This is a genomic window from Orenia sp., from assembly GCF_055140805.1.
In genome coordinates this window covers 1-15,148 of record NZ_JBSQYM010000070.1, presented here as the reverse complement: position 1 = coordinate 15,148, position 15,148 = coordinate 1, and the positions used below count along the sequence as shown (strand labels likewise).

Here is a 15,148-nt window from a genome sequence, read left to right as displayed (position 1 = left end):
TTTACTAGCCACAGGTTTCAACCTGTGGTGATGATGACATGTTACACTACGGGTTAAAACCCGTAGCTAAAACTTAAAGTGTCGCAATATATCCATTAAGTTTCATTTTGAATTCACATACCCTATAGTATGGTTTTGATTAGGACTTTAACTGTAAACTGTAAATTGTCAACTGTCAATTAGTTATTACGGGAGGTTTATTTAGATGAAGAGTAGTGAGGTAAGACAGAAATTTTTAGAGTTTTTTGAGAGTAAGGGACATAAAGTGCTACCAAGTGCACCTTTAGTTCCCCAAGATGATCCTACATTATTATGGATTAATGCAGGAATGGCTCCTTTTAAGGATTACTTTAATGGTAGTGCTATTCCACCTAAGCGTAGAGTAAGCACTTCTCAAAAATGTATTAGAACCAATGATATTGAAAATGTAGGAAAGACTGCTAGACATCATACCTTTTTTGAAATGTTAGGAAATTTCTCTTTTGGAGATTACTTTAAAGAGGATGCTATTACCTGGGCATATGAATTTCTAACTGAATGGATGAACTTTGACCCAGATAAGTTTTGGGTATCTATCTATAAAGATGATGATGAAGCCTTTGAGATTTGGACCAAGCAAGTAGGCTTTCCTAAAGAGAGAATAGTTAGAATGGATAAAGATGAGAACTTTTGGGAGATTGGAACTGGTCCTTGTGGTCCTTGTTCTGAAATTCATTATGATCGTGGAGTAGATTATGGATGTAGTGATGATTGTAAATTAGGTTGTGATTGTGACCGTTATCTAGAGATTTGGAATTTAGTATTTACTCAATATAATAAGACTGAAGATGGTGAATACTTGGAATTACCTAATAAGAATATAGATACAGGAATGGGATTAGAGAGAATAGTATCTTTATTACAAGATGCCCCAACCAACTTTGAAACAGATCTGTTTATGCCGATGATAAATTACATAGCTGATAATGCTGGTGTTGAATATGGTGATTCTAAAGAGATAGATATGGCTTTGAAGGTAATCGCAGACCATATTAGAAGTATCAGCTTTGCTATTGCTGATGGTGCTTTACCATCAAATGAGGGTAGAGGATATGTGGTAAGAAGAATTTTAAGAAGAGCTGTTCGTTATGCTAAAGTATTAGGTCTAGAGGTTCCTTTCTTACATACAATTGTGCCAATAGTTGTAGAGGTAATGGGAGATCATTATTCACAATTAGTAGATATGGAAGAGCAGATTAAAAAGATTGTTAAGCAAGAGGAGATTAGATTTGAAGAGACCTTAGAGCAGGGAATGGATATCTTAGAAGAAGTAATTGCTGAGTTAGAGAAGAAGGATGCTAAGCTTATCCCTGGAGATAAAGTATTTACCCTTTATGATACCTATGGCTTCCCTAAAGAGCTAACTGAAGAGATAGCAGCAGAGCAGGGCTATGAGATTGACCATGCTGGCTTTGAGAAGTCTATGGAAGAACAGCGTAATAGAGCTAGAGCTGCTCGTCAGGATTATGACCAAGGGCATAGTGAATTAGAGTTATATAAAGCAATTAGAGAAGAGTTAGGTCAGGACGATTTTGTGGGCTATGAAGAGTTTGAAGTAGAAACAGAGGTTCTTGCTTTGGTTAAAGCTCAACAAGAGGTAGCTCAGATAACTGCTGGAGATAAGGCACAGGTCATTTTAGCTAAGACACCTTTCTATTCTGAAGGTGGTGGACAGGCTGGAGATCAAGGAATTATTATTAACACTAATGCTCAATTAAGAGTAGTAGATACTCGTGAGATTGCAGAGATGACAGTCCATGAAGTTGAAGTAGAAGAAGGAGAGCTAAAGGTTAATGACCAAGTTCAAGCAATTGTTAGTGGAGAGCTAAGAACTGCTACTGCTAGACATCATACCGCTACTCACTTATTGCACAAAGCCTTAAAGGAGTTTTTAGGAGAGCATGTAAATCAGGCAGGGTCTTTAGTTACACCAACTAGACTCCGTTTTGATTTCTCCCATTTTGAAGCTGTTAAAGAGGAAGAGCTAGAGAAGATAGAGGCTAGGGTAAATGAACAGATTCTAGCAAATTTAGTAGTAGATGCTAAAGAGATGCCAATTAAAGAAGCTAAAGAGCAAGGTGCTATGGCCTTATTTGGTGAAAAATACGGAGAAAAAGTTCGGGTTGTAACTGCTGGAGATTATAGTATTGAGCTATGTGGAGGAACTCATGTTAGAGCTACAGGAGAGATTGGCCTGTTTAAGATTCTCAGTGAATCTGGAATAGCAGCAGGTGTTAGAAGAATTGAAGCTGTAACTGGTCATGAGGCCTTGGATTATGTTAAGAGGCAAGAAGATACAATCGCTACTATTGCCGACAAATTAAAGTCTTCTCCTAAGGAAGTAGTGACTAAAGTAGAGAACTTACAGTTACAGATTAAGGAGTTAGAAAAAGAACTTACAAGTCTAAAGGATAAGCTAGCATCATCACAATCAGGGGATTTAATCTCTGAAGCTGAGGAGCTAAATGGTATTAAGACTATCTTACACAGTATCGATGGAATAGATGCTGATGGATTAAGAAAGATGGGAGATAATCTTAAAGATAAGTTAGATTCTGGTATTGTGGTCTTGGCTTCTAAATTAGATGGCAAAGTAATTTTTATTGCTATAGTAACTAAAGATTTAGTCAAAGCAGGATACCATGCTGGAAATATCATTCGTGAAGTTGCCAAGGTAGCTGGTGGTGGCGGTGGAGGTCGCCCAGATATGGCACAAGCAGGTGGAAGTAAACCTGAAAAGATAGAAGAAGCTTTAGCAAAAGCTAAAGAGTTAATATTAGCAGAATAATTTTGATAAACCTCAGGGGTATTATACTCTTGAGGTTTACCAATACTATCTACTATAGTTGAATTGAACAATATGGAGAAAGTGCGACACTTTCGTGTCAGGAATCGGGAATCTGGAATCAGTCTGTTTTACTGATAACTGGTTCCTGACTCCTGATTCCTAAAAGTATCGCAATATACCCATTCATTGTTATTAACTATATTTAAATTTAATTGGGGTAGTTTATAAATCTCAGTTAGTTGATAAAGGGAAAATAAAGTGTATAAAGAATAGCTATAATAGGTAAACTATAATATAAGTGTTGAGGTGAAAAACTAATGAGTGATTTTGATAAAACCATGATGTTTAGAATGGACAATGAAAAAGACACTGAAGTAACTAAGGCTTTAAGAGACGTTTATGTTGCTTTAGAGGAGAAAGGATATAATCCAATCGATCAGATTGTTGGATACATATTATCAGGAGATCCTGCTTACATTACAAGTCACAAGCAGGCTCGTAGTAAGATGAGAAAGTTTGAAAGAGATGAGATCATTGAAGAGTTAGTCAAGAGTTATTTGAAGTAATTCTACGGAGTGATTAAATGAGACGGATTAGCTTCCTATTACTAGCTGTATTTATTGTATTCTCTATTCAGATAAAATCTGAAGCTATAGAGAGAAACTTTGTTCTTTTTGTGATGGATGGGGTCAGTTTGTCAGAGATAAAGTCTGCTCAAACACCTAATTTGGATGCATTAATAGAAACTGGAGCTATTGCTTTGACCAATACTAGAACTGCGGGTTCTTTAGAGCCCAAGGATGAGTATTTGACTATAGGTACTGGAGATAGAGCAAGGACTGGAGTTTCTGCTTATTTGAGTTTTAATCTTGGTGAAGTTTATAAAGGTACTTATGTTAAAAATCTTTATTCGAGGAGAACAGCCAAGATAGATCCTAAAGCCCAAATTGTTAATATAGAGTTAGCTAGATTGATAGCAACTAACAAAAAAAGTGATTATCAGGCTAAAGTAGGACAGTTAGCAGATAAGTTGGCTAGAGAGTCTTTAACTTTAGCTGTATTGGGTAATGCAGATATTTGGCAACAACCACGTAGGCATATAGCTATGTTGGGAATAAATAAATATGGTCTTATTTTTAAGGGGGATATTGGTCAGAAAATGCTCTTAACATCTGATCAATACCCCTCTGCTTATATCACTAACCAAGATTATCTACTAGATAAATTTGATAAACTAAAAGATCAGACTGATTTATTGATTATTGAATCAGGTGATACCTCTCGAGTGGAGGCAGTTAAGAGCTTATTATTAGAAGGACGCTTTTTAGCAGAGAAGAAGCAGGCAATTGAACGGGTAGATAAGTTATTAGGGAAGGTAAGTCAGAGGTTAGATTTCAATCAAGATTATCTATTTGTGATTGTTCCTACCCCATCTAAAAAAGCAGTTGCAGATGGTGAGAAGCTATCATTGTCATTACTAGTAGGTCCTAATAGCAAAGGTTTGTTAAGATCAGCTACAACTAAAAGAGCAGGTTTGATAAGTAACTTAGATATAGCACCGACTATCTATAGCTATTTAGGTGGACAAGAGGAGACCTTTACAGGATCAGCTGTAGAAGCTATACCTTCTAACCAATCTCTAGATTATCTAATTGGCTTAAATCAGAGAATAGAGAAGACCTTTGCCTGGCGACCTATTTTAATTAAGGGGTTTATTTTGTTACAGATTATTACTCTTTTTTTAGTTGGGTTTATCATACTTTATAAGAGGTCATCAGCAAGTTTAAGAAGGACTAGCAAGTATCTTCTTCTTGTCTTATTATGGATACCTTTATTTTTGCTTTTATCAAAATATTTTTTGATTTGGAATTTGATTTTAGTAATTATCTTCTTTATCTCTCTAAGCTTTTTATTAACCTATTATCTATTGAAACTTACCGAAAATGAGTTAATTCCTGTCTTTATCATTTCAACTGTGACTTGGGGTCTTTTAGCGATTGATTTATGGACTGGAGCCAATTTAATAAAATTATCAGTCTTAGGATATTCTCCAATAATTGGAGCTAGATTTTATGGTATTGGAAATGAATTTATGGGAATAATTATCGGGGCAGGAATTATCAGTTTAACTATTTTAAAAGAGCTTAGAGAAGATTTTTCTTTAAAATTTATACTAATCTCCTTTTTATTTTTAATAGTAACTGTAGGTTATCCCAGATTAGGAGCTAACTTTGGTGGCTTAATTACAACAATAGTTGTTACTAGTGCTACTTACTTTTATTTGAAAGGCTATAACTTAAATTTAAAGATATTGTTTAAAATAGCTATTATCCTTGTGGCTATCGTATCTTTGCTTATCTTTTTAGATACTAAGGGCACTGGTGCTAATCAAACTCATCTTGCCAATACTATAACAGAGATTAGAAGAGAAGGACTGAGTACATTAATTACTATTATCTATCGTAAAATCAGTATGAACTTAAAGCTATTAAGGTGGACAATCTGGACAAGGGCACTCTTATCTTTTGTAATTATCTTGATTATCCTATTTAAAAAGCCTAGAGGGGTAATTAGAGATATTGTTGATAGCTATAAAGACTTAGCAGCAGGGTTTAAAGCTTTGATAATAGGTAGTATAGTTACGATGCTGGTCAATGATTCAGGGGTTGTTGCTGCTGCCACCTTACTCTTATTTCCTATCTTTACCTTGCTTTATTTAGTGCTAAATAGGATAGGCAATAAATAAAATTATTATTTAAAAGAAGGAATTCACCTTTTAATGGATAATTTTGTAATATTAGGAGGTGTTTTCTATTACCATGATTTTTAATAATTTTTTAAAAAAGGAGAAGAAACTAGATTATCAGCACCGTATAGCTTTAGATATTGGTACAGAGTATGTTAAGGCTATGATAGTAAAATTTAATCAGAATAACTCTCAAATAATTGGATATAGTAGAGAGAAACAAGATTATATTAACATGGAAGGTGGAGCTATCTCCAATATTGAAGAGGTAATTAAAATCTGTCATAAAGCTATTGAACAGGCTATAGCAATGGCAGATTATAGTCCTACTGAGATTGTGATTGGAATTGCTGGGGAATTTGTCAAAGGGATTGTTACTCAAATGAATTATACTAGATCTATACCTAAAAAGAAGATCAAAAGAAAAGAGATAGATAATTTAGTTAAGAAGGCTCAAAAACTAGCTTTAAAATCTGTTCAGCAGGAGTTATTAGAGGATATAGGATTAGAGGATATTAAAGTAGAATTGGTCAACTCTTCTGTAGTGGAGATGAAAATAGATGGCTACAAAGTAAGTAATCCTGAACAGTTTCAAGGTAAGAATTTAGAAGTGACTGTATTTAATACCTTTGCACCTTTAGTTCATGTTGGTGCTTTAGAGACAATAGCTTTAAGGTTAGGGTATAATTTAGTTGGTATAATTGCAGAGCCTTTTTCCATTGCTAAAAGTATTATGAGTAATGAGGCCTATGAATTTGGGGCAATTGTAATTGATATTGGAGGAGGAACTACTGATATTGCTCTGATTAGAAATGGAGGAATAGAAGGGACTAAGATGTTTAGCCTAGCAGGTAGGGATTTTACCAAAAGTTTGGCTCGAAACTTCAATTTAACCTTAGAAGATGCTGAAAGGTTAAAGGTAGCTTATTCTATTTCCGAAAGTGATCAATCCAATGAAGAGATTGAAGCGGTTTTAAAGCCTGACCTTGATTTATTATATGAAGGGATTGAAGTAGCTTTAGCTAGTCTAGCTAAATCAGAAGCTTTACCTCAAAGAGTTTATCTATGTGGTGGTGGCAGTGCTTTAAGTGGTTTATTTGATGGAATTAGGCAGAGAAAGATGTATGAAAACCTTCCATTTTTCAAAAGGCCTGAGATAAGGCTGTTGGATGCTCAAGATATTGAGGGGATTGAAGATAAGGTTGATCTTTTAAAAGGTGCTGAGAATGTAACACCAAAGAGCTTGGCTTTACAGTCAACTATGATTAAAGAGGTTGAAGAGAGTAATATATTTCAGAAGATAGTGGCTAATTTTGGTTAGTTAGGGGTGAAAAAGTTGGAAAATTATATTAAACTCTATATAGACCCTGATGAACCATTGAACTCATTTTTAGATAAAGTTAAATCAGCAACAGAGAATAAAATAGTAATTATAGTACATAGAAATTCACCAATATTTGTTGGTCAGGTAAATATAGAGTTGATTAAAAAGTATGCAAATGAGGCAGATAAAGAGTTAATTTTTATAACAAATAATAAGAAGACAAAAAATATATTATCAAGAGTAGGTTTTGAGGTCTACTCTAAAGTAGAGGATTTTAAAGAGAGTCTAGATGAAAGAGTGGCAGATATAAATAGGTCAGAAAGAGAGTCCCTATTTACCCTAGACCAATATTCAACTGCTAAAAAAAAGTCTAAGAAGAGAAGAAAGTTAAGAAGGAGATTATTTGTTGCTAGCTTATTATTAACAGCAATAGTTTGGGTCTACTTTGCTTTTCCTGTAATAACTGTTGAGGTTCAACCAACTATTAAGGATAAGGTGTTGGTCAGTCAGATTAGAGCATTAGCAGATCTGCCAACTATAGATTGGGCTACTAGTACAATTCCATTGGTCAAAAAAGAAGTAAGTTTAGAAGAAGAGATGGCCTTTGAAAGTACTGCTACTAAAGAGATAGGTATCAAGAAAGCTACAGGAGTTTTGACTTTGATTAATAGTAATCGTAAGAAGGTAACTATACCTGCAGGAACCTTAGTTAGTACAAGAAATGGGGTTAAATTTAAGACTAAAAATAAAGTGGTTGTTCCATCATCAAAATTAGAGAAGTTTATGGATGTAGTTGTGGGGGTAGATGCAGGAAGAGCTGAAGTCAATATCGAAGCATTATATAAAGGTATCCATGGTAATATCAGTAAAGGTAGGATAGTTAACTTTGTTAATAAGGATTATCCAGTGAAGATAATCAATCCAGAAGCAACTTATGGAGGGCAGAACCAACTGGTAAAGGTAGTCTCTCAAGCAGATTTAGATAATGCTTTAAGAGAAACCAGAGAGAAGCTATTACAGAAGGCTAAAGAGGATTTAAGGAATAAATTTGACTCTAGTCTAATCTTCTTTAAGGATGAAAGTAAGGTTGTTGAGCCTAAACTCCAGACCAATAATAAGGTTGGTGAGATAACAAATCAGCTAGTAGTTAAAGGAGAAGTCAAAATTATAGGTTTTGCAGTAGAAAAAGAAGGATTAAAGAGTTTAGTATTTAAATTATATAAGGATAGCCTTGAAGATAAATTTGTCCTTAATAAACCACAAATCACCATTAAAGAGGTAGAAGTTGATAAACTAGCTAAAAATGAGATTGATTTTAGAGTTAAGAGTATAGGACAAGTTGCAGGTAAGATTAATAAGGAGTATATTGTCAACCAGATATTAGGTAAGAAGGTAGAAGAAGCAAAAGCATTAATGGACAATATGTTAGAGATAGATAGTTATCAGATAAAACCTGTCAATCAAGTCAACTTACCACAATTTAGATATGGAATTAATTTAGTAGTTGATGGAGAATAGAGGCTAGAGTAATTGAAGGGAGTAACTAAGATGAAGATTATGGGCTTAGATGTTGGAGATGTGAGAACAGGGGTTGCAGTAAGTGATGCTCTAGGTTGGACGGCTCAGGGAAAAGAGGTAATAAAATCTAAAAGTTTAGAGGAAGGTATAGAATATATAGCTTCTTTAGTGGAAAAATATAATGTAGAGAAGATTGTAGTAGGTTTACCTAAAAATATGAATGGTTCTTTAGGACCAAGAGCTGAAAAGGTGCTAAGTTTTGTGGAGAGTTTAAAAAGCAGGATAGATTTACCGATAATAACTTGGGATGAAAGGTTGTCTACAGTAGCAGCTGAGAGAACTTTAATCCAAGCAGATTTAAGTAGAAAAAAGAGAAAAGAAGTTATTGATAAGATGGCAGCAGTAGTAATTTTACAAAATTATTTAGATAGTATAAGTTAGTGATTAATTTTTTCTCAGATAAGGGCTTGTGCTAATATAGGAAATGGGATGATAAAGGGATAAAGCTATACTTTAGTTGTCAGGAATCGGGAATCAGGAACCCGTGTATTCAACAGATTCCAGACTCCTGATAACTGATTCCCAAATGTTTTATAATAGCCCCATTGAGTAACAAAAGAATTATTAGCACAATAAATTACTTTAATTAACAAATAATAAAAATAGAGGTGATGATAATGGCAGAAAATGAAGGTGTAATTAAATTGATTGATGAAGAAGAAGGTATAGTGGTGTTAGAGGAGTATGATGGAGAAGAAAATCGTTATGAGATAGTAGTAGTGCTTGATATAGATGAGGATACTTATTTGATTATAGTACCTGAAGAGGATGACGCAGAAGAAGGCTTTGCTCTAAAAGTAGTTGAGAATGAAGATGGAGATACTTTCTATGAACCAGTAGTTGATGAAGAAGAGCTAAAGAGGATAGAAGAAGAGTTAGCTAAGGAAGATGAATAGAGTTTAAGTTTATTAAATAAAATTCTTTGATTTTAGATATAATAAATAACTTAAATACTTCCCTCCTATCTTTAGGTATAGAGTATAAAATTTAGTTTTATTGTCAATACTGTTAATAGTACTTTTAAAAGAGGGGGGGTTAGATGTTATTAACTGAATGTATTTTAGAAGACAAATATTTTAGAGTAGAGAGTACAACCCATGCCCTAAAGCGTATGGAGGAGAGGGATATTGATCAAAGTTTAGTTACTGCAATTATTCTTAGCTTAGATAAAAAGTTACTTGATTATAATGACACTGGAGAAGAGGTTGCGGTAATTGATCAAGAGAATAATTTGGCTGTAATTATTGAAGTTAGGGAGTTTAAAGCGGTAGTAATCACAGTTATTGATCGGGCTAACATACATATAAAAGATGGTACACGGCTTGAAGAAATAGCTTGATGTCAGAAGCATCTTAGGTCTTTAAAGACTAAGGTGCTTTTTTCTTTGGAGATATACCTCTTCTCATTGATAAGAGTTGATGACTTTTGTTGATAATTAAAATCAGATTGTTTATAATAGAGTAGGGAATTGAGTTTAAGATTAAGATTAAGACTAAGTTTAAGTAAAAGTAATATATTATTTTTATAAAAAGTTAATCTTTATTTTAAAAGCAAAAGTTTATGTAAGGGGGGGAATTGAAATGAAAGTTAGGAGATCAGTTAAATACTTCAGCTGGCTAATACTGTTATTGCTTATTATAAATTTAATCTTCTTTAGTTACGGACGACAGTTATTAGAGCCTGTCAGTAATAGAGCAATAGCCAAGGAGATTATTCAAATAAAGTCAGGTTCCTCCCTAGAGAAGGTTACTAATCAGTTATATAATAAGGGATTAATTAAAGAACCTGTGGCTTTTAAAGCTTATGTAAGGATCAGAGGATTTGCTACTAGGATACAAGCTGGTTATTATCAATTAAGTTCTAATATGTCAGTAATGGAGATTGCAGATAGGTTAGTTAAGGGTAGAGTAGCGACCTATAAGCTAACTCTTCCTGAAGGGATAACTATCGAGGAGATAGGAGATCTTTTAGCTCAAAGAGGCTTAAGTAGGGAGAAATTTTTAGCTTTAGCTAAGGATAAAAAAGTCAATTTATTCTCTGCCCCTTCTACTGTTAAGTATAATTTGGAGGGTTTTTTATTTCCTGAAACCTATCAAATTCCTTATGGTTCTGATGAAGAAGAGATAATAGGCATCATGTTAAATCAGTTTAAAAGAAGGATTAAAGCTTTCGAGAAAGAGATTGAAAAGAGTGATTATAGCTTATATCAGATTATTACGATTGCTTCTTTAATTCAAGCAGAAGCACAGATAAAGGATGAAGCTCCAGTAATAGCAAGTGTTATCTATAATCGCTTAGATAGAGGGATGCGCTTACAGTTAGATGCTACGGTACAATATAGTCTACCAGAGCGTAAAAGTAGGCTGTTATATAGTGACCTTAAAGTTGATTCAGAGTATAACACTTATCAGAATATAGGTTTACCTCCAGGTCCTATCAATAATCCTGGAATTGAGATGATTAAGGCTGCTTTAAATCCTGAAGATACCGATTATTTATATTATGTTGTTACTAAGAAGGGTAGACATACCTTCACTAGGAGTTATCGGGAGCATTTAGAGGTGCAGAGACGATTAAAGTAAAGTTAGGAACGTTATAATAATAGAGAGAATATTAAGCATAAGTCTAAATTTAAGTATAAGTTATTAACTTTGCTTAAATTTAGACTCAAACTTAAACTTAATACAAGGGGTGCTATGATGAGTAATCTTGTTCAAGAATGGATTGTAAAGTATTTGCGAGAGAAACAGCCAGATAGAGAAGGTAAGTTTAGAGAGATTGAAGAATCGGCATTAGAACGGGGGTTTCCTATTATAGAGCCAGAGGTGGGAAATTTACTAAATCTATTGGTTAAATTACATAAACCTAAGAGAATTTTAGAAATAGGTGCAGCAATAGGTTACTCGACCTTATGGTTGGCTAGAGATTTAGAAGGAGAGCTAGTTACAATTGAGTTAAATGAAGCTTCAGCTAGGGAAGCCCAAGATAATTTTGCTACTTTGGGGTATGATAATATCAAGTTATTGACAGGTAATGCTTTAGAGCTCTTACCTACCTTAGAAGAAAAGTTTGATTTTATTTTTATAGATGCTGCTAAAGGACAATATCCCAATTTTTTAGAAGAGAGTTTAAGGTTAATTAATGATGGTGGATTGATTGTAGCTGATGATGTCTTATTTAAAGGAATGATTGCTGATAATCGCTTTTATCATCCAAGATACAGTACATTGACTAGAAGATTAAGAGAGTACGTAGATACAATTATGGATCATCCTTTATTGGATTCATCAATAATTCCATTAGGAGATGGACTAGCAATCAGTATTAAAAAGGAGGAAGAATAGATGCAATTACCAGAGCTATTAGCTCCAGCAGGGACTTTAGAAAAATTGAAGATAGCGATATTATATGGTGCTGACGCGGTGTATTTAGGTGGAGAGGCTTATGGAATGAGAGAGAAGGCGGGAAACTTCACTTTAGAAGAGATGGAAGAGGGGCTAGACTTTGCTCACAAGCGAGGGGTAAAGGTCTATGTGACGGCTAATATTATCCCTCATAATGAAGACCTTGAAGGTTTAGCTGAGTATATTAAAGAGATAGACAAGCTTGGGGTAGATGGGGTGATTGTAGCTGACCCTGGTATCTTTGCTATAGTTAAGGAGGCTGCTCCTGAATTAGAAGTTCATATCAGTACTCAGGCAAATAATACTAATTGGGGTAGTGCTCAATTTTGGAAAAGTCAAGGTGCTAAGCGAATCGTTGCTGCTAGAGAGCTATCTCTAGCAGAGATTAAAAAGATTAAAGAGAAGGTGGATATCGATATAGAAGCCTTTGTCCATGGGGCAATGTGTATCTCTTATTCGGGTCGGTGTTTATTGAGTAACTATATGAATGGTAGAGATGCTAATAAGGGAGCTTGTGCCCATTCTTGCCGATGGAAGTATACCTTGATGGAGGAGAAGCGACCTGGGGAGCATTATCCTATTTATGAAAATGAGCGAGGAACTTTTATCTATAACTCTAAAGACCTCTGTATGATCGAATATATCCCAGAATTAATTACCGCGGGAATAGATAGCCTGAAGCTAGAAGGTAGGATGAAAAGCCTCCATTATGTAGCTACAGTGACTAATGTCTATCGGAGAGCTTTAGATGCGTATGCTAAAGATCCAGAGAATTATCAATTTAAGGAAGAATGGCTAGAAGAGTTGAAGAAGATTAGCCATCGTAATTATACAACTGGATTCTATTTTGAAAAGCCAAAGGGTAGTGAGCAGAATTATGATGATTATGGTTTCCATAGAAGCTATGATTATATGGGAATTGTTCGTGACTACTTGCCAGAGACTCAAGAAGCGGTGATTGAGGTAAGAAGTAAGTTCTTCCAAGGTGATGTTATAGAGATCTTTGGTCCTAGAACAGATACCTTCTCGCAAAAGCTAGATTATATTAAGAATGAAGATGGAGAATTAGTACCTGATGCTCCCCATCCTCATCAATTAATTACAGTCAAAGTCGATAACCCAGTAGAAGAGTATGATTTAGTCAGAAGAGAGAAGGTTGACAGTGATGAGTAAGCCAGTTCTAATCGGGCTGACTGGAGGGACTGGATCAGGTAAGACTACAGTAGCTAAGACAATTATAGAGGAGCTAGGTCATGATAATATAGTCTTGATTCAGCAGGACTCATATTATAAGGATCAAAGTCATCTCTCTTTTGAAGAGAGAATCAAGACCAATTATGACCATCCCTTTGCTTTTGATACGGAATTGTTGATTGAGCATTTGGAAGAGCTAATGGCTGGAAAGAGCATTGAAAAACCTGTTTATGATTTTTCTATACATACTCGTAAAGAGGAGACAGTTACTATTAATCCCTGTGATGTGATTGTTTTAGAGGGGATTTTGGTCTTAGAGAATGAACAGCTAAGGGATATGCTCGATATCAAGATTTATGTGGATACAGATAATGATGTGCGATTTATTCGTAGGCTGTTAAGGGATACTAAAGAGCGGGGAAGAACCATGGATTCAGTAGTCAATCAATATCTGAATGTTGTGAGACCAATGCACCAACAATTTATTGAGCCTACTAAGAAATATGCAGATATCATTATCCCAGAAGGTGGTTACAATAAAGTGGCTATTGATATCTTAGTGACCAAGGTCAAATCTATTCTAAAGGAGTTAAGTTAATCATGGATACTATTGGATTTCAGGTTAAAGTTGAGAAGAGTGAATTATATTTTGTAGATAATGTTTTAAAGGCTTATGAAGGCTTGGCTTTGACTACAGTAGTAGGAGTTGAAGATGAGATTGGGATCTTGAATTTAGAGGTCAGTGAAGGTACTAAGGATGATGTGCTAGAGATATTGAAGAATCTACAGAAGCAGGTTGAATTGGAGATATGTATAAGATGAAAAAAAGCATCATCTTATACAGTGTCAGTGTTAGTGATTAGTGTGAGTAAGGCCAAGGTTAAAATCAAAATTAAAGGATGTTTTTTTGTAGAGACAGCATTGACTACAGACCTAAGTGGAGTTTGGGGAGTAGTTATTGCTGTCTTTTATGAACCCAAACTAGAATGTTGCTAATCTGCTGTCAGGCGAAGTCTGGATTCTTAGTGCTATTACGACTAAATATTTTGAATTTCTTTGATACTTTTTCCATTTAAAAATGCATGTACAGTTTTCATCATTCCTATTGTTTCAAAACCATATTTTTGATAAATCTTTTCTATTTTTTTACTAATCAAACTCAAAGCTCCGGCAGTTCCCAACCTCTGGTTTTCACTCACATAACTAATATTAACATTAAATTTAGAACCATCTCCAAAGTACCTTTTGATCTGCATCTCTTTGTAATTCGTACATAAAATAAAGTTAACAAAACCATAAGCTTTGAACTGCTCAATTATAGTTTCTAAAATTGGTCGATCACCTATTAGTAATAAAGGCTTTGGAGTATCATTAGTTAAAGGCCTTAGTCTGGATCCAAGTCCTCCTACCATCAAAACCACTGTATTTTCTTTTTTATTTTCTTTAATTATTTCATTAATTAATGCTAAATCCCTTACATGTCCCTGATCATCTACTAAAGGGATCTGATGAAAAGAAGTCTCTTTAAACTTAGTAATTATGCCTCGGCGAATATCTCCATCAGTTACTGTCCCTACCAGTTTATTTTGATTATCAACCACAAGGGCAATCTGTTTTGCTGCTTCATCTATAACCTTTAAGGCTTCTTTAATTGTAGTTTCTTCCTTAATTATTATTTCTTCAACTGCTTCATTCATTACTATCACTCCGTTTTCGAATTACTCTACCCGGATTCCCTACAACAACTGTATTATCTGGTACATCATCAATAATTACTGAACCTGCACCTATTAAAACATTGCTGCCGATACTTATTCCTTCAATAATTCTTGCACCAAGCCCAATATGAGTTAGACTTCCTATTTTTACATTACCTCCAATAACTGCTCCGGGAGCAATATGGACATGACTCTTGATTTGACAGCCATGCTCAATAATTGAACCCGTATTTATAATATTATTATCTCCTAACTTTACATTGGGATTAAGCACAGCAGAAGGAGCAATTAAATTACCTTTGCCTAAAACTAGATTATCAGCTAATAATGAGCTATGATCAATTATATTTAAATATT

General features: G+C 34.5%; 16 protein-coding genes. 14 read left to right on the top strand and 2 right to left on the bottom strand.

The features are described from left to right. The first annotated feature begins 205 nt into the window (after positions 1–205). From alaS to ACTCDL_RS08435, 14 genes are all read left to right on the top strand, one after another. Complete coding sequence (alaS, locus tag ACTCDL_RS08500) at positions 206–2,827, top strand: alanine--tRNA ligase (RefSeq protein ID WP_463175795.1); 2,622 nt, start codon at positions 206–208, stop codon at positions 2,825–2,827. Positions 2,828–3,144: 317 nt separating this feature from the next. Beyond that, entirely contained in the window at positions 3,145–3,393 is a 249-nt protein-coding gene (locus ACTCDL_RS08495) for an IreB family regulatory phosphoprotein (protein WP_097019277.1), read from the top strand. A gap of 17 nt (positions 3,394–3,410) precedes the next feature. Next, positions 3,411–5,573, top strand: a complete 2,163-nt coding sequence (locus ACTCDL_RS08490) for a hypothetical protein (protein ID WP_463175793.1) — start codon at positions 3,411–3,413, stop codon at positions 5,571–5,573. 73 nt (positions 5,574–5,646) lie between these two features. Beyond that, complete coding sequence (locus tag ACTCDL_RS08485) at positions 5,647–6,894, top strand: cell division FtsA domain-containing protein (protein WP_463175790.1); 1,248 nt, start codon at positions 5,647–5,649, stop codon at positions 6,892–6,894. 6 nt (positions 6,895–6,900) lie between these two features. After that, a complete protein-coding gene (locus ACTCDL_RS08480) occupies positions 6,901–8,415 on the top strand; it encodes a baseplate J/gp47 family protein (RefSeq protein WP_463175788.1) in 1,515 nt (504 codons plus the stop codon). A 30-nt stretch (positions 8,416–8,445) separates the two neighbouring features. Then, positions 8,446–8,856: a Holliday junction resolvase RuvX gene (gene ruvX, locus ACTCDL_RS08475; protein WP_463175786.1), complete on the top strand. Its 411-nt coding sequence runs from the start codon at positions 8,446–8,448 to the stop codon at positions 8,854–8,856. Positions 8,857–9,092: 236 nt separating this feature from the next. Beyond that, complete coding sequence (locus ACTCDL_RS08470; protein ID WP_463175785.1) at positions 9,093–9,371, top strand: DUF1292 domain-containing protein; 279 nt, start codon at positions 9,093–9,095, stop codon at positions 9,369–9,371. 143 nt (positions 9,372–9,514) lie between these two features. After that, positions 9,515–9,814, top strand: coding sequence for a DUF4258 domain-containing protein (locus ACTCDL_RS08465; protein ID WP_097019283.1), 300 nt, complete (start codon positions 9,515–9,517; stop codon positions 9,812–9,814). Positions 9,815–10,055: 241 nt separating this feature from the next. Next, complete coding sequence (mltG, locus tag ACTCDL_RS08460) at positions 10,056–11,057, top strand: endolytic transglycosylase MltG (RefSeq protein WP_463175783.1); 1,002 nt, start codon at positions 10,056–10,058, stop codon at positions 11,055–11,057. A gap of 117 nt (positions 11,058–11,174) precedes the next feature. Next, positions 11,175–11,819: an O-methyltransferase gene (locus ACTCDL_RS08455; RefSeq protein WP_463175781.1), complete on the top strand. Its 645-nt coding sequence runs from the start codon at positions 11,175–11,177 to the stop codon at positions 11,817–11,819. Next, positions 11,820–13,052, top strand: coding sequence for a peptidase U32 family protein (locus tag ACTCDL_RS08450; RefSeq protein WP_463175778.1), 1,233 nt, complete (start codon positions 11,820–11,822; stop codon positions 13,050–13,052). Further along, positions 13,045–13,671, top strand: a complete 627-nt coding sequence (gene udk, locus ACTCDL_RS08445) for a uridine kinase (RefSeq protein ID WP_463175776.1) — start codon at positions 13,045–13,047, stop codon at positions 13,669–13,671. The genes ACTCDL_RS08450 and udk overlap by 8 nt, the downstream gene beginning before the upstream one ends. 2 nt (positions 13,672–13,673) lie before the next feature. Then, positions 13,674–13,895, top strand: coding sequence for a DUF4911 domain-containing protein (locus ACTCDL_RS08440; RefSeq protein ID WP_463175774.1), 222 nt, complete (start codon positions 13,674–13,676; stop codon positions 13,893–13,895). Positions 13,896–13,916: 21 nt separating this feature from the next. After that, complete coding sequence (locus ACTCDL_RS08435; RefSeq protein ID WP_463175773.1) at positions 13,917–14,069, top strand: hypothetical protein; 153 nt, start codon at positions 13,917–13,919, stop codon at positions 14,067–14,069. 41 nt (positions 14,070–14,110) lie between these two features. Here the strand turns inward: ACTCDL_RS08435 and ACTCDL_RS08430 are convergent, their stop codons facing one another. Both ACTCDL_RS08430 and ACTCDL_RS08425 read right to left on the bottom strand, forming a co-directional pair. Continuing rightward, the gene (locus ACTCDL_RS08430; protein WP_463175771.1) at positions 14,111–14,770 is read right to left on the bottom strand and encodes a sugar phosphate nucleotidyltransferase; all 660 of its coding nucleotides are present in this window, start codon (positions 14,768–14,770) and stop codon (positions 14,111–14,113) included. Further along, the coding region (locus ACTCDL_RS08425; protein WP_463175769.1) for an acetyltransferase at positions 14,763–15,148 on the bottom strand (386 nt) is incomplete at its 5' end. The genes ACTCDL_RS08430 and ACTCDL_RS08425, both read right to left, overlap by 8 nt.